Source organism: Pseudomonas sp. J452, assembly GCF_024666525.1.
In the GTDB taxonomy this organism is placed as follows: domain Bacteria; phylum Pseudomonadota; class Gammaproteobacteria; order Pseudomonadales; family Pseudomonadaceae; genus Aquipseudomonas.
On sequence record NZ_CP088294.1, the window covers coordinates 1 to 25,125 of the forward strand.

Genomic DNA, 25,125 nt, shown 5'->3' on the forward strand with positions numbered 1-25,125 from the left:
TGATGCTGACCGCGAGCTTCACCCGAAGATCATGACCTGGGCAGCCGTGTTCGCCATCGCCCTGGCCTTCATCGGCAAGTTCGGCGCGGCGCTGCAGAACGCATTCCGGTACCGGTGATGGGCGGATTCTCGCCTGCTGTTCGGCTCGATCGCCGTGGTCGGCCTGAACACCCTGATCCGTCACCAGGTCGACCTGTCCGAGGCGCGCAACCTGATCATCGTCTCGGTGACCCTGGTGTTCGGCATCGGCGGCATGGTCATCGGCAACGGCGACTTCGCCCTGTCCGGCATTTCCCTGTGCGCCATCAGCGCCTTGCTGCTGAACCTGGTACTGCCGGGCGGCAGCGCCTGGCACAAGCACCCGCCGCTGGACCCGGAAATCTGAGCCGCCCGCTGAAACAATCAGCCCCGCATCTGCGGGGCTTTTTTCATGCGGTTCGCCGAAGGCGGACAACGTGCAAAGCCGGCAACGCGGGTTGCACGCGCCCTACGTTTCACTGCGGCAACCGGGCCCTGTCTCAGAACGGCTCGGCGATGTACTTGAAGGGGTAATTGGCCGCCTTGTAAGAGCCGATCTTGCGCTTGGGCAGCTTGACCTTGGGCTGCGGGATTTCCTCGTAGGGAATCTGCTGCAGCAGGTGGCTGATCAGGTTCAGGCGCACGCGCTTCTTGTCCTCGGAACGGGCGACGAACCAGGGTGCCCAAGGCGTATCGGTGGTCTCGAACATCTTGTCGCGGGCCTCGGTATAGGCGTCCCAGCGATTGTAGGACTTGATGTCCATCGCGGTCAGCTTCCAGGTCTTGCGCCCGTCCTCGATGCGCGCGCGCAAGCGCCGTTCCTGCTCCTCGGGGCTGACCTCCAGCCAGTACTTGAGCAGGATGATCCCCGAGTCGACCATGTTGCGTTCGAACATCGGTGCACCTTCGAGAAACTTTTCCTAGCTGCACCTCGGTGCGAAGCCCATCACCCGCTCGACGCCGGCGCGGTTGTACCAGCTGCGGTCGAAGATCACCACTTCACCGGCCGCCGGCATGTGCTGGACGTAACGCTGCGCATACATCTGGCTCTTTTCCCGCTCGGTCGGCGCCGGCAGTGCCACCACGCGGAAGATGCGCGGACTGACCCGCTCGGTCAGCGCCTTGATGGTGCCGCCCTTGCCCGCGCCATCGCGGCCCTCGAACACCACCGCGACCTTGGCGCCGGTGGCCACCACCCATTGCTGCAACTTCACCAGTTCGACATGCAAGTCATGCAACTGCTGCTCGTACTCCTTGCGCGACAGCTTTGCGCCTGCAGTATCGGCAGCGGCTTCGGCTTTTCCTTGCTTGCTCTTGTGCTTGCTCATGTCTGATTCCGTCATTATTGATAACCCAGCACCAGCCTAGATCGTCTGGCACCAGCCTTCCATGTGCTGGATCAATAACATAGCAGTGTGCCCCCGCGCTGCTGGCGCCACATGGCAGCGCGCGCTATGGTCAGCCCCACTGCTGCCAGCGGACGACAGCCCATGCTCGACACCCTTTCCCGCGTCTTCGGTTTTTCCCAGCTGCGCCCTGGCCAGGATCGCGTGGTCAACGCCGTGCTGGCCGGTCGCTCGGCGGCGGCGATCTTCCCCACCGGCTCGGGCAAGTCGCTGTGCTACCAGTTGCCGGCCCTGCACCTGCCGCACCTGACCCTGGTGGTGTCGCCGCTGCTGGCACTGATGCAGGACCAGTTGGCCTTCCTGCATGCCCGCGGCATCAGCGCCGCCAGCATCGATTCGGCGCAAAGCCGCGAGCAGACGGCCGCGACCATGGCTCGCGCCAAATCCGGCGAGCTGAAGATCCTGATGATCTCGGTCGAGCGCCTGAAGAACGAGCGCTTTCGCCACTTCATCGGCCAGGTGCCGATCTCCCTGCTGGTGGTCGACGAGGCGCACTGCATCTCCGAGTGGGGACACAACTTCCGCCCCGACTACCTCAAACTGCCCGACTACCAGCGCCAGTTCGGCATTCCCCAGGTACTACTGCTCACCGCCACGGCCACACCGCCGGTGATCGCCGACATGCAGAAGAAGTTTGCGATTGCCGCAGACGATGTGGTCACCACCGGATTCTACCGGGCCAACCTCAACCTGCTGGTGGAGCCGGTGGCCGGGCGCGACAAGCCGCTTCGCCTGGTCGAATGGCTGGGCGCCAAGGCCGGCCAGCCGAGTATCGTCTACGTCACCCAGCAGAAGACCGCCGAACAGGTGGCCGAGCAACTCAGCCAGCGCGGCTTTCCCGCCAGCGCCTACCACGCCGGCATGCCGCACGAGACCCGCGAAGCGATCCAGCGGCAGTTCATGGATGGGCGGATCAACTGCATCGTCGCCACCATCGCCTTCGGCATGGGCATCGACAAGGCCGACATCCGCAACGTGGTGCATTTCGACCTGCCGAAATCCACCGAGAACTACAGCCAGGAGATCGGCCGCGCCGGGCGCGACGGCCAGCCGTCCGACTGCCTGGTACTGGCCAACCGCGACAGCCTCAACGTGCTGGAGAACTTCGTCTACGGCGACACGCCAGAGCTGGCCGGCATCCGCTGCGTGCTCGACGAACTGCTCGGCAGCAGCCAGAACGGCGAATGGGAGCTGATGCTCAACCAGCTCTCCGAGCAGAGCAATATCCGCCAGCTGCCGCTGAAGACCCTGCTGGTGCAGCTGGAGCTGCGCGGCATCATCGCCCCGCGTTATGCCTATTTTGCCGAGTACCGCTTCAAGTACCTGGTCGAACCAGAGGCACTGCTGGGCAAGTTCGAAGGCGAGCGGCGGCAGTTCGTCGAGGCGATCATCGCCACGTCCAGCCGCGCACGCACCTGGTGCACGGTGGACTTCGACACCCTGTACAACCAGCACCAGGCCGAGCGCGGGCGGGTGGTCAAGGCCCTGGACTTCTTCCAGGAAAAAGGCTGGATCGAGCTGGAAAGCAAGCAGATGACCGAGGTCTACGCTCTGCTCGATTCGCGCTTCGACCCGCAACAGCTGAGTGAGGAGCTGCACGCCTACTTCCGCCAACAGGAAGCCAGCGAGATCGCCCGTATCCAGGCCATGCTCGAGCTGTTCGCCAGCGACCAGTGCCTGAGCCAGCGCCTGGCCGCCTACTTCGGCGACGCCCAGGCGCCGCAACGCTGCGGCCACTGCTCGGTGTGCCACGGCCAGGTCGCCCAGCTGCCGCCGCCACCGGCGCTACGCCCGCTGGCCGGGCAGGACTTCCAGGCCCTGGGCGGCGCCTTCAGCCAGCGCCATCGGGAAGCCAAAGGCTGCGAGCCCAGCGCCGAATGCCTGACGCGCTTTCTCTGCGGTATCAGCGTGCCGCTCTTCACCAAGCTCAAGGCCCGGCAGATTCCCGGCTTTGCCGCGCTGGAAGACTACCCCTATGCCGAGGTGCGCAGCTGGGCCGAACAGCAGGCCTAGGCTCTGCTTTGCCCTGTAGGAGCCAGCTTGCTGGCGATCGAGTTGCCCTATTCGCGCTGATCGCCAGCAAGCTGGCTCCTACAGGAATTTCCGGTGCGGCTCTGCGCTCCCGCGCTCAGGCGTTGCGGGCCAGTCACTAGCAGCGCGGCAGCCCCAATGGGTCTGCACCAGCCACTCGGCAAAGGCCGCCGGCGCCAGCGGTTTGCTCAGCAGGTAGCCCTGGGCGATATCGCAGCCGAGCTGGTCGAGGCGCTGCAGCACGGCGTCGGTTTCCACCCCTTCGGCCACCACCTTGAGGCCCATGTTGTGGCCCAGCTCGACGGTGGAACGGACGATGATGTCGTCGTCCGGGTTGCTCAACAGGTCCTGGACGAAGGATTTGTCGATCTTCAGCTCGTGCACCGGCAGGCGCTTGAGCTGGGCCATGCTCGAGTAGCCGGTGCCGTAGTCGTCGATCGACAGGCGCACGCCCAGTTCGCACAGCTGCTGCAACTGGCCCAGCGCCTGCTCGGGGTCGGCCATCACCGCGCTTTCGGTGATTTCCACCACCAGACTGCCCGGCGGCACGCCCTGCGCAGCCAACTCGCTGGCGATAAAGCCGGCGAAACCAGGGTCGGCCAGGTCGAGGGCGGAGACGTTGACCGCGGTTTTCAGCGCCAGGCCCTGCTCCTGCCAGGCACGGCTCTGCGCCAGAGCCGTGCGCACCACCCAGCGGGTCAGCGCGCAGACGTTGCCGGTCTGCTCGGCCAGGGGAATGAACTCGTCCGGCGGAACAAAGCCATGCACCGGATGAATCCAGCGCACCAGGCACTCCACGCCCATCAGGCAGCGCTGGCGGATATTCAGCTTGGGCTGGAAATACAGGCTCAGCTGGCCCTGCTCCACGGCGCCTTTCAGCTCGCTCATCAGAGCCAGGCGCACCAGGCTGTGGCGGTCCAGCTCCGGGCGGTAGAGGGCGTAAGGCGAGCGCTGCGCCTTGCCCAGGTACATGGCCACCTCGGCGTGCTGCAGCAGGCTGCCGGCGCTCTCGCCGTGGTCCGGGTGCAGGGCGATGCCGAGGGTGGCATTCAGGGTCATGCTGATGCCGCGCACAGCAAACGGCTGCTGCAGGGCGCTGCGGTAGTGCTCGGCGGCGGGGATCACGCTGCCGGGGTGGCAGTGCGGGATCAGCAGGGCGAATTCGTCACCGCCCAGGCGCGCCAGTTGCTCGCCAGCGCGCAGCAGCTCCTGCAGGCGCCGGGCGAGCAGGCACAGTAACTGGTCGCCGGCCTCGTGGCCGAGGGTGTCGTTGAGATCCTTGAAGTTGTCCAGGTCCATCAGCAGCACGGCCACGCCCTCGCCTGCCGGGCAGTCGGCCAGGGCCAGCTGCAGCTCGGCGACGAAACGGTTGCGGTTGGCCAGCTGGGTCAGCGGATCGCGGTAGGCGAGGAAGCTGATGGTCTGCTCGCGCTCGGCGATGCCCTGCTGCATGGCGACGAACTCACGGGCCAGCAGGCCGACCTCGCCGCTGGCACGGGTAGCCACGCTGGCCTGGTAATCGCCACCGGCGATGCGCCGCACGTTCTCCACCATCTGCGCCAGCGGCCGGCTGACGGTATTGGCGATCCACAGCGCGCCGAGGCCAGCGAACAGCAGGGCAATGGCAAAGATGGCCGCCAGTTGCCACTGCAGCGGCTGGTAGTGGGCCAGTTCGGCAGACAGCGAACGCATCAGCAGCACCTGCAACGGCCCACCGGTTTCGGTCAGGGGCGCGCGCAGAGCCACCTGTTCGCGCTGCTGCAACTGGAAGTGGAACACCCCCGCTGTATCCGGCACCTGCAGGCTCGCCAATTCGGCGCGCGACAGCCCGTCGAGGTTGCTGGCCAGCACCCGGTAGGCGCCGGGCGCGCCGTCCAGCAGGGCCACGTCGGCCCCGCTGAGTTCGGCCAGGTGCGCGGCCGCCGCGTCGTCCAGCTCGAAGGCCATCAGCAGCCAGCCCATCAAGTTGGGCCGCGGGGCGAAAATAGGTGTCAAGTTGACGTGCAGCACGCGGCCATCCAGCACCACCAGGCGCTCGGCACTGTCGGGCTCGTCCAGGGCCAGCAGGTCGTTCCAGGGCAGACGCGCACCGGGCACCAGTTCGGCGCTGGTGCCGGCCAACACCTGGCCCTCGGGTGCCAGCACCAGGGCGAAGCTGGCCTGGCTGCGCGAGGCGAATGATTCCAGCGCGGCGGACAGCGACTGCGCCTCCTGCTGCGGGCTGGCGACCAGATCGGCGATCTCGCCGAGCAAGGTGAAGTCCTTGGCAATCAGCTCGGCCAGCGCGCTCTGCGCCTGGCGCCGGCTCTGCAGTTCATTGGCCAGCACGCCATGCGCCGAGCCCAGCTGCGCCTGCACCTGCTGCAGGCTGTGGCTGTAGGTGGAGCGATAGACCAGCGCCAGCAGTAGCACCATCACCGCCAGCAGCAGGAGCAGGAAGAAGCCGAGGATCTTGCCGCGCAGGCTCATGGCGCGTAACCACCCTTGCCCTGCGGTCGCTTGCTCGGTTCCTTGGGCCGTGGGTCCGGTTTGAGTTCACCGCTCAGGCGCCAGAGCAACGGGCCGTCAGCCGCCAGTGTGCGCACCTGCTGCTCGGCCGGGTCGGCGATGCGCGGATGCCAGACATGCACGCGCTGCCCGGCGGCCGGCTGGTAATCGATGCGCGCCTGGCCCTGGGCATCGGTCTGGGCGAACCAGGGCTGTCCAGCACCAGGATGAAACCGAGCATCCAGTCGTGGATATTGCAACCGAGGGTGACCAGGCCGGGCTTGTCGAATAGCACGTCCTGGGGCAGGTCCTGCTGCTTCTGCAGGCGCAACTCGAAGCGCTTGGCCGGGGAGAAGGAATAGACGTGGTGGTTGATCGGGTCGGCGTTGGGGAAGCTCACCGTGGTGCCCGCCTGCACGGCCAGGATATAGGGCACGAACTGGCGTTTTTCCTGGTTGACCTTGAGGCCGGCTGCCGGCGCCTGCCCCGCCCCCGGCTCGATCCACAACACGGCGTCGGCCAGCGGCCCGCCGTGCTTGTCCGTCACCTGGATATCGAGGCTCGCCGCCGCCAGCCAGCCACTCCACAACAGTCCAGCCAGCAGCCCAACACCCAGCTTGCCCATGCCCACCTCCAACGGTCGATGGGCTGAGTATAGGAAGGCAGCGCCAGGCTGTAGCCATTCGCCAGCAACGGGCGATGCTGTTTAACGCCGGCGGGCCGAGCGGTAGTCCAGCGCCGGTAGGTTGTGCCTACTCGCTGACACTGAACTGCAGCTGGGCGGTCTGCCCGCCCTGGTCCAGCACGCTCAGCTGATACTGCCCCGTCTCGCGCAGCACCTGGGCGAATGCCTCGCCTGGCTGGCTTTCGGCCAGCGGCGCGCCATTGAGGAACCACCAGCGCGTGCCACTGCCGCCCAGGGCCGATAGCTGCAGGCGCAGTGGGTCGGCACTGCTGGCCGGGCGACGCAGGCGGTCGTGGTCGCGAATGCCGACGATCGACAGCGGCGCCGCCGGCGGTGCCATGGCCGGCGGACAGCTGGTGTCAGCCGCCGGCAAACGTGCCGCGCGGCGTTCACGACGCGGCAACCAGGGCTCCAGTGGTGCCGGCCAGAGCGCCACCTGACGCGCCTCGCCAGCTGTACAGGTGGCGGCCACCTGGCGCCCCTGCGGATTGACCCAGATGTTCTGCAACAGCCCCAGGCCCAGCGGCTGATCGGCCGCCTGCAGGGTCGGCGGCGTAGTGCCGTCGAGGGTCCAGGCAAAGCGCTGGCGCCGGCAATTGTCATCCTCACGGGCCAGCGGTTGCCCCAGCGGCCAACAAATCGCGGCCACGCCGATACTCTCCGGCACTTCTTGCACAGGAGGCGCCAGGCCACGCTGGCTGTCGCGGTTGACCAGCAGATCATGCACCTGCAGCAACAGCGGCGCGGCCGAGGCCAGGCCGAACTGACCGGGCACCGGGGTGCCGTCCGGACGGCCAATCCAGATACCGATCAGGTGCCGTGGACCGACGCCCACCGCCCAGGCATCGCGAAAGCCGTAGCTGGTGCCGGTCTTCCAGGCCAGCACGGGGCGCTGCAGCAACTCGGCACGCGGGTCGCGATCGGGTCGTGCCTGGCCGGCCAGAATACGCCGGATGATCCACGCCGCGCCGGGCGAGAGCAGGCGGCGCTCGTGCAGGGCGTCCTGCGGCTGCAGGCGCGGGCGCGCGGCGAGGCCGTCGCGGGCAAAAGCGCTGTAGCCGCCGACCAACTCCTCCAGACGGCTGCCGGCGCCACCGAGAATCAGCGCCAGGTTGGGCTCGGCAGCGGCCGGCAAGGTCAGCGGCACCCCGGCATTGCGCAGCTCACCGGCAAAGCGCTTCGGCCCGTAGGCCTCCAGCAGTTGCACCGCGGGCAGGTTGAGCGAGGTGGCCAGGGCCTCGCTGGCCGACACCGGGCCGATAAACCCGGCCGCGAAGTTACCGGGGCGATAGTCGCCATAGCGCCGCGGCACATCCTGCAGCAGCGACTCGGAATGGATCAGCCCGGCGTCGAGGGCCAGGCCATAGAGAAAGGGTTTCAGCGTGGAACCCGGCGAGCGCAGGGCGCGCACCATGTCGACATGGCCGAAGCGGCGCTTGTCGGCGATATCCACCGAACCGAGGTAGGCGCGCACCGCCATGCTCTCGTGCTCGACCACCAGGATCGCCGCCGAGGTGTGCTCCGGCAGGCGCGCGCGCCAACCCAGCAGCAAGTCCTCCAGGCGCCGCTGCAGGCTGGCATCGAGGGTGGTGCGGATCAGCGGCGGGCTGCCCGGCACATTCAGCCGCCGCGCCAGCAGCGGCGCCAGGTTGGGCTCTTGGCGCGGCGCCAGCAGCACCGGCTCCTGCAACGCTTCGTCGACCAGGCCCTGCGGCCACACCTGGAACTGCGCCAGGCGCCGCAGCACCTTGTCTCGCCGCCTGGGCGCGCTCGGGGTGACGATCCGGACGCAGCCGGCTGGGCGCCTGCGGCAACACCGCGAGCAACGCCGCCTCGGCGCGGGTCAGCTGTGCCGGTGACTTGCCCAGGTAGGCCCAGCTGGCCGCCGCCACGCCCTGCAAGGTGCCGCCGAAGGGTGCGCGGTTAAGGTAGAGGGCGAGGATCTCGTCCTTGGACAGGTGCCACTCCAGTTGCAGGGTGCGCCCGAGCTGACGCAACTTGCCGGCAAAGGTGCGCGAATGCGGATCGAGCAGGCGCGCCACCTGCATCGACAGGGTGCTGCCACCGGACAGCACGCGCCCCCCCGTGAGGTTCTGCCAGGCCGCACGACCGAGAGCCAGCGGGTTGACCCCGGGATGCCGGTAGAACCAGCGATCCTCGTAGGTCAGCAGCGCCTGCAGGTAATAGGGCGAGACCTGCTCCGGCGTCACCGGGTAACGCCACACCCCCTCGGCATCGGCGAAGCGCCACAGTGGCGTGCCGTCCTCGGCCAGCACCACACGGGCCAGGTCGTCCTGCGGCAAGGGTAGCGGGAACAGCCGATCGACCACCAGCAGCAGCAGCGCCACCAGCAGCACGGGCAGCGCCAACCAGGGGCGACGCAAGCGAATGAGTAAGCGGCTCAGCTCCATGGGCCTGCTACCCTTCGCCACAGCAGGTGCCTGTGGCATGCTGCCTCGCATTGCGCGCAACAGCCGAGGAGCGGCCCCGAGCGGCCGGACATATTTTCGTGAGTGATTTCTTTCAATGGCTGGGTCACGCACTCGGCACTCTGATCCGTTTCATCGTCGAAGCCCTCAGCGGCTTCTTCGGCCTGTTCGCCGACGCCGGCCGCAGCTTCCTGCAGGGCCTGGCCAACGCCCTGGGCACCGACATCGGCCTGCTCAGCCTGGTGGCCATGGTCTGCGGCCTGTTGCTGCTCTACGCCGCGGTCCGTGCCGGCATGCGCAAGGCTTTCGTGCGCATGGTGATCTATGGGTTGCTGGGGTTGTGGTTGTTGAGTTTGATTGTGAGTTGAGACAACTGCCCTCTCCCCCCGGCCCCTCGGCTTTGGCTTCCTGCGTCGCTCTAACTCCTGCATCCCTGCAGTCGTCTCCCATAAATGGGCGAGGGGTGACTAACGCCAGACGCCGTAGTTTATCCCGATGCCTGCTCTTCACCTGCAAAGCCTTCGGCAGCACCTATCAGTCACCCTGGGCACGGCCTACCCCCCTCTCCCGCTCTTTGTTTATCAAGAGGGGGAGAGGGAGAGAGGGTCGATGGCCAGACGAATCCCCGCTCCAGCACCGCCGCCATCTCCCCCAGCACCTGATGACTCCAGAAGCGCAGCACACGATAACCACGCTCCTGTAGATAGCCATCGCGCACCTCATCCAGCTGCCGCTGCTCGACATGCTGGCCGCCATCCAGTTCGATGATCAGGAAACACTCCAGACAGACAAAGTCGACGATATAGCGGGCAATCGGTTTCTGTCGCTTGAACTTCAACCCCATGAAGCGGTGACCACGCAAGTGATACCAAAGCCGGGCTTCGGCATCCGTCATGTGGGTACGCAGGTGCTTGGCGTTTTCACGCAGTCCCATGTGAGCCTCCTTGCTCCCTTTGCCCTCTCCCCCAGCCCTCTCCCCCTCTTCATAAACAAAGAGTGGGAGAGGGGGTAGTCCGCGCATGGCCGACCTGCTGAAGTCACCCCTCGCCCACTTATGGGAGAGGGGCCGAGAGGGTTAGCGCCCCCTCACCACCAGTTTCTCCGGCGTCTCGCCCTGGGCCTTCCACGCCGGGCGGTACATCGATTCCACTTGAGGCGGCGGAACCCGGTAGGTGCCGGGCGTCACGGCTCGGGCCAGGTAGAGCAGGTGGGTGGTGTCGTAGCCATTCACATCCAGCGCCGCCACGTAGCGGTCGTCGCGGAACTCCTGGTGTTTGATCGCGGCGTTCTGCATCGATTTCTGCCAGTCCTTCACCGCGCTGCTGGCGTCGTCCAGGCTGGCGGCGCTCTGCGCCAGGTTCTGGTTTTCCAGCTCCAGGCCCGCCGGTAGCAGGTCGACCAGCAGGGCATCCGGCACCCGCTCATCGGCGCGCACCGCCAGGTGCACCAGCACCAGCTGGCCGCTTTGCAGATTGTTCAGGTCCAGCGCGTTGCCGCCCAGGTCGTAGTACTCGCGCTCGATGCTCAGGTTGTTGCCCCCCGCCTGCGGCGCCTGGGCCGGGTAACCGGACAGTGTCAGCTGCTGGTACAGGCTCTGCTCGCCCGGATTGCTCAGGCTCAGCGGCTCGCCCAGGCCAGCCCCCTGCAGCAGCACGGCCGGCTGGCTGTTGCTCAGCTCGCGCAGTTGGCCGGCGACTTCCAGCACGGCGTTCCAGTCCTGCTCCGGCTTCTTCACCAGGCTACGGCCGGCGAGGAACAGCGAATTGCGCTCCTGGGTCGACAGGTAGTCCTGCAGCGCACGCTCCTCGGCCAGTTCGAACAGCAGTTGCTCGCGCGTGCCGGCGGCCAGGTCGTTCTCCTCCAGCAGGGCGTAGATCAGCGCCTGGTCGCGCAGCGGGCTGCCGTAGTCGGCCAGCCAGTCCTCGCGGTTGCGACCCTGGGCCATACCCACGGCCAGCGCCTCGTCGGCACGCGGCTTGTCGCCCATCTTCTGCAGGGCCACGGCCAGGTGCACCAACGGCAGGCCGGACTGCGACTCGCTGCGCCGCTCGTACAGCGCGCGCAGGGCGCCCAGCGGCGCCTGCTGACTGCGCGCCAGCACGTAGCCGGCGTAGGCCTGCACGGCAAAGCGGGTGTGGTCGAGGTTTTCGCTGTAGCCGACTTCGATCAGGTTGCGTTCCTGCAGGTAGCGCAACAGGCGCTCGCTGGCCTTCTTCAGCGGCTCGGCGGGCACGGCGAAGCCCTGCTCGCGGGCGCGCAGGAGGAAGTCGGTGACATAGGCGGTCAGCCAGTATTCCTCGTCGCTGTCACTGCCCCACAGGCCGAAGCTGCCGTTGTAGCGCTGCATACCGAGCAGACGCTCGATGCCGATCTCGATGGAGCGGCGGCGCTGCTGTTCCGGTTCGCCTTCCAGGCCGAGGCGCTTGAGGGTGGCGGCATCCGCGTACAGCGAGGGGTACAGGCCGCTGGTGGTCTGCTCCAGGCAGCCGTAGGGATAGGCCTTGAGGGCACGGATCTGCTCGGCCAGATTGAGCGGCGGACGACTGGACACGCTGAGCAGCGCCTCCAGCCCGGCCGGTTCGAAGGCCGCCAGGGTGCCGGCAGGCAGGCTCCAGCGCTCGCCCTTGAGCACGCTGCGGAACATCTGCTGCTGCGCCGGCCAGGCCGGACGCACACCGATGCGCCAGGTGCGACTGAACGGCGGCAGGTTCTCGCCCGGCAAGCTCAGGCCCTGCACGCTGATGCGCAGCACGCCGGCGCCGAAGCCGCCGGCGGCGCGCACCGGGATACGCAGGGTGGTGCGCTGGCCCTGGTCGAGCTGAATCGGCGCGGTATGCCCGCCGGGGGTTTCGCTCAAGGCCAGCTGCCCCTCGGCGTTGAGCTGCACATCAAGCTTTTGCATGGCGCCGGACAGGTTGGTCAGGTCCAGGGCCACGGTGGTTTCATCGCCGCCGGCGAGGAAGCGCGGCGCCGACAATTCGGCCACCAGCGGCGCGGCCACCACCGTCTTGCCCTCGGCCATGCCGTAGCGCTCGTCGGTCCAGGCCTGGGCCATCAGGCGCAGCTCGCCATTGAAGTCGGGAATATCCAGGCTCACTTCACCCCGGCCCTGGGCATCCAGCTGCACCGGCAGGCTCTGCTGAGCGACGATAGTGATGCTGGTGTCCGGGCGTTTGCCGCCCTTGGCCAGCGCGGCGTCACCGCCGAAAGCCAGGCTGGCCAGGCGACCCTGACCGGCCTCGATCAGTTGGCCGTAGACATCCAGCTGATCGGCGCCGTAGGCCTTGCGCCCGAAGAACTGGGCGAAGGGGTCCGGCGTCGGGTATTCGGTGATATTGAGGATGCCGACATCCACCGCTGCCACCAGCACCCGCACCTCGCTCGGCACGCTGCCGTCGGCGTTCTTCGCCTGGATCTGCACCTTCAGCGGCTGCTGCGGACGCATCTTCTCCGGCGCGCTCAGGCTCAGCTGCAGCTTGCGCGAGCCGCGTTCGAACGGCAGATGCAGCAGGCCCACGGCGCGCTTGGGCGTGGCGCCCGCCTTGCGCTCGCCGGGGCGGATCACCAGCGCGCTGATGTACAGGTCATGCCGTGCCCAGTCGTCGTCCAGGGCAATCTCGAAGGCCTTGCCTTCGGCCGGCACCTCGATTTCCTGCCACCACAGCGGGCCGTCGCTGGATTCCACCAGCAGGTAGCCACTGCCGGCCACCGGCGGGGTAACGGTGACCGTGGCGGTGTCGCCGGCACTGTAGGCCGGCTTGTCGAGAGCCAGTTTGACCTGGTCCGGACGCACCGCGCCGCCGTCGGTATTGTCCTGCCAGGAGTAACCGGCCCACAGCCGCAGGCTGCTCATGATGCCGGTCTCGGCATCGGTGACTTCGATACGGTACGGGCCCCACTCCACCGGGAAACTGACCTTGGCCGTGCCGCCGGCGGCGACACTGATGTTTTCCTCGGCCAGGTTGAGGAACTTCTCGTTGTAGTGGTAATTCCAGCCCTCGCCTTCGGAGAAGCTCCAGTAGTAGTCGCGACGCTCGCGGATAAAGCGCACGTTGAGCTGTTCGGCGGCCAGCTTGTTGCCGGCCGGGTCGGCGACCAGCAGTTCGAACTCGGCCAGGCTGTCGCCATCCACCTCCTCGCCCTCGAACAGGCCGCGCACCCCGGGCAGTCGCTCGGCTGGCCACACCGGTTGCACCAGGCGCCGGGTGATCGGCCGGCCCCGGACTCCTGCAGGCTGGCCTGGACGATCAGCTGCAGCGGTGACTTGGCCTCGGCCCAGCGGTTTTCCACCTGGATAACAGTCTTGCCCTCGGCATCCAGGCTGGTTTCCTCCAGCTCGAGATCCTGGCTTAGCTCCTCCTCGGTGAGCGAGCCGAACTGGTAGCCGGGCAGCGCCTTCACGGCCTCGCGCAGCGGCCGCACGTAGACCTGGCCGGTCAGGCGGTTGCCGGACGCCGGCGCGCCGTACAGGTAACGGCCCTCGACCTGGAATTGCGCCTCGTCGCTCGGGGCGATCGGCGTCTCGCTGCCCTTGAGTTCCAGGGCCAGGCGTTCGGGCAGGAAGTCCTCGACGAGGAATTCGTAGATCTGGCTGTGGCCGCTGCCGACATCCAGCAGCAGTTGCCAGCGCCCGGTCGGTGCCTCGCCGGCCAGCTGCAGCTGGTACTGGTAGAGGCCATCCTCGCCCGGCTGCCAGACGAACTTGCGGCTGACCTGCTCATCCGGCCGGCGCACTTCCACATTCACCGGCTGCGGCTTGACCGCGCGGCCATCGGCATCGCGCAGCAGGGCATTGAGCAGCACGGTCTCGCCCGGGCGATACAGATCACGCGGACCGAACACGAACAGCTGCAGCGGGTTGGGCATCTCGCCGCCGATATCGAACTCGGCCAGGTCGAGGGCCGGGCCGCTGAGGTTGAGCAGGCTGGTCTGCTCGCCCTGGCGGGCAAGCAGCAGGGCGGCATTGTCGGGCAGGCTCAGCTCGGCATGGCCACTGCTGTCGGTGCTGCCTTCGCCGATCACCTGGCCCTTGTCGCTGAGCAGTTCCAGGGTCACATCGGCCTGCGCCGCGCCGCCTTCCAGGGCCTGGGTGAAGACATCCAGACGGCCACGGTAACGGTGTACCGACAGGCCGATATCACTGAGGGTGAACAGGGTCGCCGGCTGCGTGTAGTTGTAGGTGCCGGCCTCGCGCATCACCGCCAGGTACACGCCCGGCTGCTTGAACGGCTCCAGGCCGGCAATCGGCAGCAGCAGGGTTTCGCGGGTATTGCGCGCCGGGTTGAGGTCGAAGCGCCCGCCATACACCAGCTCGGCCATCGGCAGCAGCTCGCGGGCTTCCCAGGTGCTGATATTCGAGCTGCGCCCCCACTGGGCGAGAAAACTCGGCAGCGCTTCCTGGCGGATGCGGAAGAATTCGACGTTGACCTTGTCGACGTTCAGCGCGATCACCGGCAGGCCTTCGGCCAGGCGGGTCGGCAGCAACGAGCCACGGCTGGCGAAGCCAACCGTGGGCTGCATGTCGCGGGTATCGATCTGGCTGCTGTATTCCGCGCCCAGTTCGCTGGCATTCACTCGGCGCAGGCCGGCATCGATGGTCAGCAGCAGGCTGCGTTGCGGTTCGAGATGGCGCAGGCGCAGTTCCATCAGGTTGTCGGACAGTTCTCCAGGCGCCGTCGACCTTGCCGCTTTTCTTGTCGACCAGATGCAGCTTGGCGGCGAAGTCCTGTTCGGGATCGAGCGGCACGCTGAAGGTCACCGACAGCGCACTGGCGCCCTCGAGCTGCAGCTTCGGCAGGCATCGGCCACGCCAGCTGGCGCCCGGCGCAGCCGCGTCGCCCGCCCCCCAACCCCCCCCGGCCCCGGGCGCCCGTGACGCGGGCGCGGTCGGGCTGGGCGCTCGGGATGGAAGCGCATGGCAAGCTGAGCAGCGTCAGTGCGAGGGCCAGAAGCAGTCCTTTGTTCGGCATAGCAGGCTCCCAGAGCGGGCAAGGCAGAGGAGCGCAACTATAGCCGAAGCCTGCTCACTCAGAGGGGTTGTAGGGGGGGGGGGGGGGGGGAAAAACCCGTTTTGTAGAGGACCGCGCGAACCACCGGCAATTTGCGGGTTACCGATATCCAGCACCCGTCGCGCCCGCTCAGGCACTCAACTCGCACAGCTGGGCATTGGGCGCCAGCTTGAAGAACTCGTCGATGGACAGATGCACCAGGCTTTCGTGGTCGCCGGCCTCCAGGTAGATATCGGCCTGCCGCGCCAGCGCCGGGTCGATCAGCATGCCCATGCCATAGGCCTCGCCAAGTGCCGGCACGGCGCCACGCTCGCAGTCACGGAACAGGCCGCCGAGGCTCTGTTCGCTGGTCAGCTGCCAGCGCCAGGGGCCCTTGTGCACCTTGCCCAGGTCCAGCTGCCGGTTGGCCGGCACCACGGCCATCAGGTAGTGCCCACGGCGGTCGTCGAGGATGATCGGCTTGGCCATGCGCGAGGCGGGAACGCCGGCCTTGCGCGCCGACTCCAGGCTGGTCGCCGAATGATCATGCTCGACCAGATCGTACTGACATTCGGCCCGTTGCAGACTACGGGCCAGGGTTTCGGCCACATGCATGTTGCACCTCCTCGGCCGCCACGGCTGCGCGGCACTCGCCAACTGCTGATACAGACAAGTCTAGCCAGCCGCCCGCATGGCCGACCGGGCCTGGCTACAACACTTGCTGCTATCGGCTGGCGGCGCTAGTCGCAAATGCGCTATGACCGACCGGCCCTGCCTATAATCGGCCTTTTGCCGGTACTGCCCATGTCCGCCCTGCTCGATGCCTGGCGCCACGCCCCGACCCATCGGCGGGTCTGGGCGCTGGCCCTGCCGATGATCCTGTCCAACCTCTCGGTACCGCTGGTGGCGCTGGTCGACACCGCCGTGATCGGCCACCTGCCGCATGCCCATCAGCTTGGCGCGGTGGTGGTCGGCGCCAGCCTGTACGCCATGCTAGTCGGCGTGTTCGGCATCCTGCGCATGAGCGCCACCGGCTTCGCCGCCCAGGCCTGTGGCCGTGGCGATGGTACGGCGCTGCGCCAGGTGCTGCTGCAGAGCCTGCTGCTGGTGGGAGGCCTATCGCTGCTGCTGGCGCTGTTGGCCGTGCCGCTGAGCGGCCTGGCCCTGAACCTGATGCAGCCCTCGGTGGAGTTGGCCAGCCTGGCCCGCGAGTTCTTCCACGCGCGCCTGTTCGGCTTGCCGGCCACCCTGGCCAGTTCCGCCCTGATCGGCTGGCTGCTGGGCACGCAGCGTGCGCGTGGCGCGCTGGCCATCATGCTCAGCACCAACCTGCTGAACATCGTGCTCAACCTGTGGTTCGTCCTCGGCCTGGAGTGGGGCGTGGTCGGTTCCGCGCGCGCCTCGGTGCTGGCCGAATGGAGCGGCGCCCTGCTCGGTCTGTTGCTGGCCGCTCGCGCCCTGCGCCATCACCCCGGACGGCTCGACGGGTCGGCCCTCAAACAGTGGCGCAGCTGGCACGCGTTGCTGGCGGTCAACCGCGACATCCTGATCCGCACCCTGGCCCTGCATCTGGTGTTCTTCCTGGTCACCGTGCAGGGCACCCGCCTCGGTGACGCCACGGTGGCGGCCAATGCCCTGCTGCTCAACGGCCTGCTGCTCGCCGCCTTTGCCCTGGACGGCCTGGCCCATGCGGTGGAGGCGCTGTGCGGGCACGCCATCGGTGCCGCTGACCGCCTGGCCCTGCGCCGCTCGCTGGTGGTCGCCAGCGGTTGGGCGCTGCTGGCCAGCCTGGGCTTCGCGTTGCTGTTTCTCGCTGGCGGTGAACTGTTCGTCAACCTGCAGAGCGACATTCCCGCGGTACGCGCGGTGGCCTACCTGTACCTACCCTACCTGGCCGTGCTGCCGCTGCTGGGAGTGTGGAGCTACCTGCTCGACGGCCTGTTCATCGGCGCCACCCGCGCCCGCGAAATGCGCAATGCGATGCTCGCCAGCGTAGCCCTGGCCCTGCCGCTGGGCTGGCTGCTGCAAGGGCTGGGCAATCACGGCCTGTGGCTGGCTTTGCTATGTTTTATGCTGATGCGCGGCCTGAGCCTGGCCATCCTCGCGTGGCGCCTGCAGCGCCAGGATGCCTGGCTGGCTCCCCAGCACTGATCGGAGACAAGCATGCTGCCCGCCCCCTGCCCACCCGATGAAGCCCTTCGCCAACAGGCGCTGGATGACCTCGATCTGCTCGACACCCCCGCCGAGCTGTATCTCGACACCCTGGTACGCCTGACCCGCGAGCTGTTCGGTGTCGATACCGTGCTGATCAGCCTGATCGACCGCGACCGCCAGTGGTTCAAGGCACGCGTGGGCTTTGACACCGCCGAAACCCCGCGCGACATTTCCTTCTGTGGCCATGCGGTGGCGGCGCGCAACCCGCTGGTCGTCGAGGATGCCCACCAGGACCCGCGTTTCAGCGACAACCCGGTGGTGGTCGGCGCGCCCTTTATCCGTTTCTACGCCGGCCATCCGCTCTACAGCCGCGACAACCAACCGATCGGTACCCTCTGCCTGCTGCATCCGCAGCCACGCGGCCTCGACCCGACGGAGCGGCTGCGCCTGCGTGACCTGGCCACGCTGGTCGAGGGTTACCTGCATCTACGCAATGTCAGCCAGCATGCTCACAAGTTGCGCCAGGCGGTCAGCCGCGAACAACGCAAGGCGCTGATCGACCCGCTGACCCAGCTGTGGAACCGCGCCGGCTTCAATGAGTTCTACCCGCGCGAGCTGGCCAGCGCGACGGGCCTGGGCTTGCAACTCGCCGCGATCTATTGCGACCTCGACCACTTCAAGCAGGTCAACGACCAGTTCGGCCATGGCGGTGGCGACCAGGTGCTGTGGGAAAGCGCGCGGCGTATGAGCGCCGCCCTGCGCCCGGATGATCTGCTGGTGCGCCTGGGTGGCGAGGAGTTCGTCGCCCTGGTCAGCGTGCACGACGCCAGCGAGCTGCAGCACATCGCCGAGCGCGTACGCCAGGCCATTGCCGCCACGCCAATCAGCATCGGCACGCTCAACCATACGGTGACCAGCAGCATCGGTACCGCCATTGCGGCGCCCGGAGAGAACCCGGCTTCGCTACTGGAACGCGCCGACAGCGCGCTGTACCTTGCCAAGCACCAGGGCCGTAACCGAACGGTCCACGCTACCTGACCCTGCACGAGGAATAGCCATGGCCGACGCGATTGCCGCCAGCCTGCACTACCTGTCGATCTTCGTCCTGTTCGCCCTGCTGACCGCCGAGCACCTGCTGTTCAAGCCGCAGATGGACGTCGCCAGCGCTCAGCGCCTGCTGCGCATCGACATCGCCTACGGCGTCAGCGCCGGCCTGGTACTGGTCACCGGCGTTGCGCGTGTGCTGTGGTTCGGCAAGGGCCTGGACTACTACCTGCACAACGGTCTGTTCCACGCCAAGGTCGGCCTGTTCCTGCTGATCGGCCTGCTCTCGGCGCTGCCGACCCTGACCTTCTTCAACTGGCGCAACGACCTGCTGGCCGGCAAGGCGCCGCAGATCAGCCCGGCAGTGGCCAAACGCACGATCTGGGTGATCCGCCTGGAGCTGCTGTTGCTGGTCTGTCTGCCCTTCCTCGCCAGCCTGATGGCGCGGGGCTTCGGCTAGCCAGGTAGCCCGGATGCAATCCGGGGAACCCCCGTCCCGGATTGCATCCGGGCTACGCAGACAAAAAAGCCCGGCATGCGCCGGGCTTTTTCATCTCAAGAGCCTTCGGCTCAAGTCGCCAGATAAGACGAACGAGTCAGTCCCAGACGCAGGGCATCGAGGAACTGGGTGCGTTCACGCGGGCTGAGCTTGGCGCTGGCCACCTTGTCGCGGTAGTGGCTCATCAGTTCCTCGGGCGACAGGTGCACGTAGCGCAGCATGTCCTCGATGGTGTCGTGGGTCTCGATCCCGGCGTGGTAGGACGTGCCGTCGGCGTTCTGGTAGATGTTCACCGAGTCGGTGTCACCGAACAGGTTGTGCATGTCGCCGAGAATTTCCTGGTAGGCGCCGACCAGGAAGATCCCCAACACATAGTCCTCGCCATCGCGCAGTTCGTGCACCGGCAGGCTGGTCTCGATGCTCTGCTCGTCGACGTACTGGTTGATCTTGCCGTCGGAGTCGCAGGTCAGATCCTGCAGCACGGCACGGCGCAGCGGCTCTTCGTCCAGGCGGTGCAGCGGCAGGATCGGCAGGATCTGGCCGATGGCCCAGGTGTCCGGCAGGCTCTGGAACACCGAGAAGTTGCAGATGTACTTGTCCGCCAGCTTGTCGTTGAGCTCGTCGAGCACCTGGCGGTGCGAGCGCTGGCGGGCCTTGAGCTGGTTGTACAGGCGCCGGCAGATGGCGAAGTAGCACTGTTCGGCCAGGGCCTTCTGCGGCAGGTCGAGCTTGCCGGCGGAGTACTGCGCCGCCACCTCGCTGACGTAGTGGGTGGCACGCCAGTAGGTCTCGGCGACCATTTCCGGATCGCTGTCGCCGAGCAGGTCGATCAGCACCTGCAGCACTTCCGGCTGCTCGATGCTGCTGTCGATGCGCGGCACTTCGTCGTGGTGTTTTTCCACGTCGGTCACCTGCACCAGCAGTACCGCGTGGTGCGCGGTCATCGCCCGGCCGCTCTCGGAGAAGATGTGCGGATGGGGGATGTCCTGGCGGTCGCAGAACTCCTTGAGCATGTCGACCACGGCATCGGCGTAGTCTTCCATGTCGTAGTTGATCGAGCTGGCGTTGCGCGAATGGGTGCCGTCGTAGTCGACGCCCAGGCCGCCGCCGACGTCGATATGATCGACCGGCAGGCCGAGGGCGCGCAGCTCACCGTAGTAGCGGATGGCCTCGCGGAAACCCTTGCGGTAGTCGGCGATGTTGGCGATCTGCGAGCCCATGTGGAAGTGCAGCAGGCGGACGCCCTGGTCCAGGCCAGCTTGCTTGAAGCGCTCGACCACCGATAGCAGCTGCGCGGCGGACAGACCGAACTTGGACTTCTCGCCGCCGGTATCGGCCCACTTGCTCGACGCCAGGGACGACAGGCGCACGCGCAGGCCGATCTGCGGGGCGACCTTGAGTTCGGCCGCCTCGTCGATGACGAACTGCACCTCGGACTCTTTCTCGATGACGATGAACACGTTGTGGCCGAGCTTCTGCCCCATCAGGGCCAGGCGGATGAACTCGCGGTCCTTGTAGCCGTTGCAGACGATGGTGCCGCCCTTGGGAGCCAGGGCCAGTACGGCCATCAGCTCGGGCTTGGAACCGGCTTCCAGGCCGATGGACACGTCCTGGGTGGCGATGATGTTCTCCACCACCGCTTCCTGCTGGTTGACCTTGATCGGGTACAGCGCGGTGTAGCGGTTCTGGTATTCCAGGCGCGCGATGCTGGCGTCGAAGGCGCCGGTCAGCTGGCGCACGCGGTACTGCAGGATGTCCGGGAAGCGCACCAGCAACGGCAGCGACAGGCCGCTTTCGCGCAGGCCATCGAGCTGGGCATAGAGGTCGATCGGCGCGCTCTGCGGGCCATTCGGGCGAACTTCCACGCGGCCTTCGTCATTGATCGCGAAGAAGCCGGCGCCCCAATGGCGGATGCCATATACGCTGCGGCTGTCCGCGACTGTCCATTGGCTACCGTCATCTTTGCGTGTGCGTCTTGCGGCCATCGGGGTCTCCTGCAATAGAAAGGAACAGCTGCCTGATCAAGCAACAGGTTAGAAGCGAATCATGACGAATGACGGAGAGTGGACCCACTGCCCCATCGAGAAGTTTAGGAGGCGCCGGCTCAGCCGCCGGATTTCTTGGCCTTGAAGCCACGCTTGGTGAGCTCTTCGAGGAGCAGGTCGACCATGTCGCCCTGGATCTCGATGACCCCATCCTTGAGTCCGCCGCCGCAGCCGCAGCGTTTCTTCAGCGCGCTGGCCAGTTCTTTCAGCGGCTCTTCGGCTAGCGGCACACCGCTGATGGTGGTGACCGTCTTGCCACCCCGGCCCTTGGTTTCCCGGCGCACACGGGCGATACCATCCCCTTCGGGAATCCGGCTCTGCTTGCAGATACAGGCATCCACCGGCTGGCTGCAGTCGGGGCAGTGCCGACCGCTGTCGGTGGAATAGACGAGACCGCTCAAGGCGGAGAATGACGAAGCTTTCTTGACCACCGGCTTTTCCTCTTGGGTTGGTCAGGATAGCGACTGGTCGACAAGTGCCTGAGGCATCGACCGCGAAGCCCCACTCTGGCAGGGGCAGCGCAACCGGGCTGGGAACCCGGCTTCAAAGGTCGCGCAGTGTAACGGCAAAGATTGGCCTTGCTAAGTATGTAATTGCGCCAATGATCGATGGATTGGCGACCTTTGCCCGCCCTCGTTCGGCATCTCGCACAAGCACGCCCAGAAAACTGCACAAAGCCAGGCAAGACTAGGCCTGCATGCTTTATGTAGGAGCGAGCTCTGCTCGCGAAGCTCTGCGCCCAGCCATTTCGCGAGCAGAGCTCGCTCCTACCATCAGGTATTGGCCAGGTAACTGCGCAGCGCCTGCAGCGAGTCGGGGCAGAAGGGCTTGCTCTCGGCCTCACGCAGCACCTCCGGCAGCGGCAGGAAAACCGCCTCCAGCACTTCCTCCGGCTGCAGCACCAGCGGTGCATCGGAGACCGCCGAGAACACCGCACACCACAGTCGATTGTCCGGCTGATCGAAGAAGAAGCGCCCATGCTCGCGCAGTTCGACACCGGCAATGCCCAGCTCCTCCTGCAGCTCGCGCGCGGCCGATTCGGCATAGCTCTCGCCCTCGCCCACCATGCCGCCGGCCGCCACATCCCAGTAGCCGGGATAGATGGCCTTGCTCAGGGTGCGCCGGTGCACGCACAGCTCGCCGGCAGCATTGAACAGCAGGATGAAGGTGCCGCGACCGATCAGCCCGCGCTCACGCAGCTCGGCGCGCGGCAGGCTGCCGAGCAGGCAATCCTGCGCGTCGACCCAGGCAATGCGTTCAGCATCGGAAGCGGCACGGTGCGCCGCTTCCTCGGCGGAGATCGGCATGCCTCAGCCCTCGGTCAGGCTGCAGGATGGACTGCGCACGACACGATCCGACAGCGCGTAGGCAAACATGCCTTAGCCTTGGGTCAGCAGGGTGCGCAAGTCGATGATCGCCGCATTGGCGCGCGAGATGTAGTTGGCCATCACCAGCGAGTGGTTGGCCAGCACGCCGTAGCCGCTGCCATTGAGCACCATCGGGCTCCACAGCGGCTCCTGTGCCGCCTCCAGCTCGCGGATGATCTGCCGCACGCTGACGGTGGCATTCTTCTTCGCCAGCACGTCGGCGAAGTCCACCTCGATGGCGCGCAGGATGTGCGACAGCGCCCAGGCCTGGCCACGGGCTTCGTAGAACACGTTGTCGATCTGCAGCCAGGGGGTCTTCACCTCCTCCTCGCTGAGCGGCACGGCCTCACCGTCGACCGGCGCCTTGTCCGACAGATCGGTGTTCAGGCGCACTCGACCGACACTGGCGGACAGGCGCTGGGACAGCGAACCGAGGCGGGTAGCGACATCGCCCAGCCAGCTGTTGAGGTTGTCGGCGCGAGCGTAGAACTGTGCGTTCTGCTGGCTCGGGTCGGCCAAGGCCGCCAGGTAGCGATCCAGCGATTTGAGGCCCTCGGCGTATTCAGCTTCCGAGGCCGGCAGGGCCCAGCTCTTGTTGTCGAAGTTAAAACGCTGCTCGGCCCTGACCAGAAGCGTGCTCTCGGTGGATTGCGACTGCGAGCGGGCAAAATCCTTGCGCAGCGCGCGGGACAGGTCACGCACCTGGACCAGCACGCCGTACTCCCAGGCTGGCATGTTGTCCAGCCACAGGCCGGGCGGCGCGATGTCGTTGGACAGGTAGCCACCCGGCTTGTTGAGCAGCGTGCTGGATACCTGCTTGAGGGTTTCCACCGTGGTGTAGCCCGCCACCAGCTTGCGCTGCGCCTTCTCGGCCGCCGTCTGGGCATGTTGCTGCACCGGGAACAGCGCGGGCTCCTGGCTCCAGTACCAGCCGACGCCCAGCGCCGCCAGCAGATAAATAGCCAGCAGGCTGCCCAGGGTGCGGCTCAGCCACAGGCCACCGAAATAGCTGCGAACATCATCCACCGAGTCGTCGACGCTGCCGCGCAGGTCTTCTGTGCGTTTCTTCCAATCCAGCATGGCCATATCCTTAAATCGTCTTTCTCGAATTACCAACCACACCCCAGACATGGAGCTGGCGGCCCTGCACTATAAGTGAAGCCTAGGCGCAAACGCAGCGCTGCGGAGCGCTACCGTACCCGCAAAGCGGGCAAAAGCGCCAAAAGATGGAAGGTTGACGCCAAATGATCGGCGGTTGTAGCACCACAGTTCCCCAGTGGTAGCATGGGGCCATCATCCCGCCCTACCAGGGCACGAGAAGACTGCAGGCCATGATCGAGCAAGAAGACCCAAGCCGCGACCGTCTCAAGCAGCACTTTGCCAAACGCGTCATCCACCAGGCCCGTCAGGTTCTGGAAGTCTGGCAACGCCTGCAACAGGCCGAGTGGAATGCCGTCGACATGGCCGAACTGGTCGAGGCCAACCTGGGCCTGCTGCGCTACGCCGAACGTTTCGAGCAGGCCGTGCATGTGCAACTGGCGGCCAGCATCGGCAACTGCCTGAGCGCCGTGGAGGCCAATCGCGGGCGCCTCAACAGCCAACTGATCACCGAGCTCAACCAACTGATGCAGCGCCTGTCACGCACCGGCCTGCGCCATGGCGACCAGTTCGAGCAGACGTTCCTGCCGCCGCTGCGCAAACCGGTGTACCTGGCCCTGCAGGATCACGAGCGTGCCGAGCGCCTGGCCCAGCAACTGGAGTTCTTCGGCCTCACCGCCCAGGCCCTGGACAGCGCCAATGCGTTTCGTGCCGCCATGACCGAGCGCCATCCGGCGGCCATCCTCATGGAAGTCGACTTCGCTGGCCCCGGCCTCGGCCTGCAACTGGCCAGCGAAGCCCAGCAGGGCCTGGAACAGAAGCTGCCGCTGCTGTTCTTCAGCCACGCCGATACCGACACGCCGACGCGCCTGGCCGCCGTACGCGCCGGCGGCCAGGAATTCTTCACTGGCAGCCTCGATGCCTCCAGCCTGATCGAGCGCATCGAGGTGCTCACCCACGTTTCCCAGTACGACCCGTACAAGGTGCTGATCATCGATGACTCACGGGCCCAGGCGACCCACACCGAGCGCGTGCTGAACAGCGCCGGGATCGTCACCCGCACCCTCACCGAGCCGATCCAGGCGATGGCCGAGCTGGCCGACTTCCAGCCGGACCTGATCATCCTCGACATGTACATGCCTGACTGCAACGGCCCGGAACTGGCCAAGGTGATCCGCCACAATGACCGCTATGTCAGCGTGCCGATCATCTACCTGTCCGCCGAGGACGACCTGGACAAGCAGCTCGACGCCATGAGCGAGGGCGGCGACGATTTCCTCACCAAGCCGATCAAGCCGCGTCACCTGATCGCCACCGTGCGCAACCGCGCCAGCCGCGCGCGCAATCTCAGGTCGCGCATGGTGCGTGACAGCCTCACCGGGCTGTACAACCACACCCACACCCTGCAGCTGCTGGAGGATGCGCGTTTCCGCGCCCGTCGCGACGGCCAGCCGCTGAGCTTCGCCATGCTCGACATCGACCACTTCAAACGGGTCAACGACACCTACGGCCACCCCATGGGCGACCGGGTGATCAAGAGCCTGGCGTTGTTCCTCAAGCAGCGCCTGCGCAAGACCGACCATATCGGTCGCTACGGCGGCGAGGAATTCGCCGTGGTCCTGCCGGACACCGACGCGGTCACCGCCGCCAAGGTGCTCGACGAGATCCGCAAGCGCTTCGCCGAGATCGTCTACCCGGCGCAACCCCAGGACCTGTCCTGCACCTTCAGCTGCGGCATCGCCGAACTGCGCGGCGAACTGGACAGCAACCTGCTGTCCAAACAGGCCGACGAAGCCCTGTACGTGGCCAAGCATGGCGGGCGCAACCGGGTGGAAATCCATCTCGCCTAAGCGGCACGGAGCGTGACGAACGTCA

The 25,125-nt window shown here is 66.6% G+C and carries 14 protein-coding genes and 4 pseudogenes; 7 read left to right on the forward strand and 11 right to left on the reverse strand.

What is annotated here, in order from left to right; genetic code table 11:
- Positions 1 to 10: 10 nt before the first annotated feature.
- Positions 11 to 385, forward strand: a pseudogene (locus LRS11_RS00005) (solute carrier family 23 protein); the annotation flags it as partial.
- 133 nt (positions 386 to 518) lie between these two features.
- Here LRS11_RS00005 and ppk2 read toward each other — a convergent pair.
- Positions 519 to 1,346 (reverse strand): annotated as a pseudogene (gene ppk2 / locus LRS11_RS00010) (polyphosphate kinase 2).
- 162 nt (positions 1,347 to 1,508) lie between these two features.
- Here ppk2 and LRS11_RS00015 point away from each other — a divergent pair.
- The gene (locus LRS11_RS00015) at positions 1,509 to 3,437 is read left to right on the forward strand and encodes an ATP-dependent DNA helicase RecQ (protein ID WP_260494974.1); all 1,929 of its coding nucleotides are present in this window, start codon (positions 1,509 to 1,511) and stop codon (positions 3,435 to 3,437) included.
- A gap of 78 nt (positions 3,438 to 3,515) precedes the next feature.
- On the opposite strand, the gene LRS11_RS00020 is transcribed toward LRS11_RS00015, so the two are convergent.
- From LRS11_RS00020 to pbpC, 3 genes and pseudogenes are all read right to left on the reverse strand, one after another.
- The gene (locus LRS11_RS00020) at positions 3,516 to 5,924 is read right to left on the reverse strand and encodes a bifunctional diguanylate cyclase/phosphodiesterase (RefSeq protein WP_260494995.1); all 2,409 of its coding nucleotides are present in this window, start codon (positions 5,922 to 5,924) and stop codon (positions 3,516 to 3,518) included.
- A gap of 73 nt (positions 5,925 to 5,997) precedes the next feature.
- The gene (locus tag LRS11_RS00025) at positions 5,998 to 6,567 is read right to left on the reverse strand and encodes a methylamine utilization protein (RefSeq protein ID WP_260494996.1); all 570 of its coding nucleotides are present in this window, start codon (positions 6,565 to 6,567) and stop codon (positions 5,998 to 6,000) included.
- Positions 6,568 to 6,694: 127 nt separating this feature from the next.
- Positions 6,695 to 9,038, reverse strand: a pseudogene (gene pbpC / locus LRS11_RS00030) (peptidoglycan glycosyltransferase PbpC).
- 92 nt (positions 9,039 to 9,130) lie between these two features.
- Between pbpC and LRS11_RS00035 the strand changes: the two are divergent.
- The gene (locus LRS11_RS00035) at positions 9,131 to 9,424 is read left to right on the forward strand and encodes a hypothetical protein (RefSeq protein WP_173211600.1); all 294 of its coding nucleotides are present in this window, start codon (positions 9,131 to 9,133) and stop codon (positions 9,422 to 9,424) included.
- A 170-nt stretch (positions 9,425 to 9,594) separates the two neighbouring features.
- Here LRS11_RS00035 and LRS11_RS00040 read toward each other — a convergent pair whose 3' ends face one another.
- From LRS11_RS00040 to LRS11_RS00050, 3 genes and pseudogenes are all read right to left on the reverse strand, one after another.
- Positions 9,595 to 9,990, reverse strand: a complete 396-nt coding sequence (locus LRS11_RS00040; RefSeq protein WP_260494997.1) for an endonuclease domain-containing protein — start codon at positions 9,988 to 9,990, stop codon at positions 9,595 to 9,597.
- Between the two features lie 141 nt (positions 9,991 to 10,131).
- A pseudogene (locus LRS11_RS00045) lies at positions 10,132 to 15,025 on the reverse strand (alpha-2-macroglobulin family protein).
- A gap of 168 nt (positions 15,026 to 15,193) precedes the next feature.
- The gene (locus LRS11_RS00050; RefSeq protein WP_260494979.1) at positions 15,194 to 15,658 is read right to left on the reverse strand and encodes an aminoacyl-tRNA deacylase; all 465 of its coding nucleotides are present in this window, start codon (positions 15,656 to 15,658) and stop codon (positions 15,194 to 15,196) included.
- 189 nt (positions 15,659 to 15,847) lie between these two features.
- Here LRS11_RS00050 and LRS11_RS00055 point away from each other — a divergent pair, with 189 nt between their 5' ends.
- Genes LRS11_RS00055 through LRS11_RS00065 form a run of 3 tightly spaced genes read left to right on the forward strand, consistent with a single transcriptional unit; the run spans position 15,848 to position 18,701 of the window.
- Positions 15,848 to 17,194, forward strand: a complete 1,347-nt coding sequence (locus LRS11_RS00055; protein ID WP_260494980.1) for an MATE family efflux transporter — start codon at positions 15,848 to 15,850, stop codon at positions 17,192 to 17,194.
- Between the two features lie 12 nt (positions 17,195 to 17,206).
- Positions 17,207 to 18,235 (forward strand): sensor domain-containing diguanylate cyclase, encoded by a 1,029-nt coding sequence (locus LRS11_RS00060; RefSeq protein WP_260494981.1) that lies wholly within the window; start codon positions 17,207 to 17,209, stop codon positions 18,233 to 18,235.
- Between the two features lie 19 nt (positions 18,236 to 18,254).
- Positions 18,255 to 18,701 carry a DUF2214 family protein gene (locus LRS11_RS00065; protein WP_260494982.1) on the forward strand — a complete coding sequence of 149 codons (447 nt, stop codon included), beginning with the start codon at positions 18,255 to 18,257 and terminating at the stop codon, positions 18,699 to 18,701.
- Between the two features lie 110 nt (positions 18,702 to 18,811).
- Here LRS11_RS00065 and speA read toward each other — a convergent pair whose 3' ends face one another.
- From speA to LRS11_RS00085, 4 genes are all read right to left on the reverse strand, one after another.
- Entirely contained in the window at positions 18,812 to 20,725 is a 1,914-nt protein-coding gene (speA, locus tag LRS11_RS00070) for an arginine decarboxylase (protein ID WP_260494983.1), read from the reverse strand.
- Between the two features lie 119 nt (positions 20,726 to 20,844).
- Complete coding sequence (locus tag LRS11_RS00075; RefSeq protein WP_260494984.1) at positions 20,845 to 21,216, reverse strand: translation initiation factor Sui1; 372 nt, start codon at positions 21,214 to 21,216, stop codon at positions 20,845 to 20,847.
- Positions 21,217 to 21,558: 342 nt separating this feature from the next.
- Positions 21,559 to 22,092, reverse strand: a complete 534-nt coding sequence (locus LRS11_RS00080; protein WP_260494985.1) for an NUDIX hydrolase — start codon at positions 22,090 to 22,092, stop codon at positions 21,559 to 21,561.
- Positions 22,093 to 22,164: 72 nt separating this feature from the next.
- Positions 22,165 to 23,232: a DUF2333 family protein gene (locus tag LRS11_RS00085; protein ID WP_260494986.1), complete on the reverse strand. Its 1,068-nt coding sequence runs from the start codon at positions 23,230 to 23,232 to the stop codon at positions 22,165 to 22,167.
- Between the two features lie 251 nt (positions 23,233 to 23,483).
- Here LRS11_RS00085 and LRS11_RS00090 point away from each other — a divergent pair, with 251 nt between their 5' ends.
- On the forward strand, positions 23,484 to 25,100 hold the full coding sequence (locus LRS11_RS00090; protein WP_260494987.1) for a PleD family two-component system response regulator: 1,617 nt from the start codon (positions 23,484 to 23,486) through the stop codon (positions 25,098 to 25,100).
- Positions 25,101 to 25,125 lie beyond the last annotated feature (25 nt).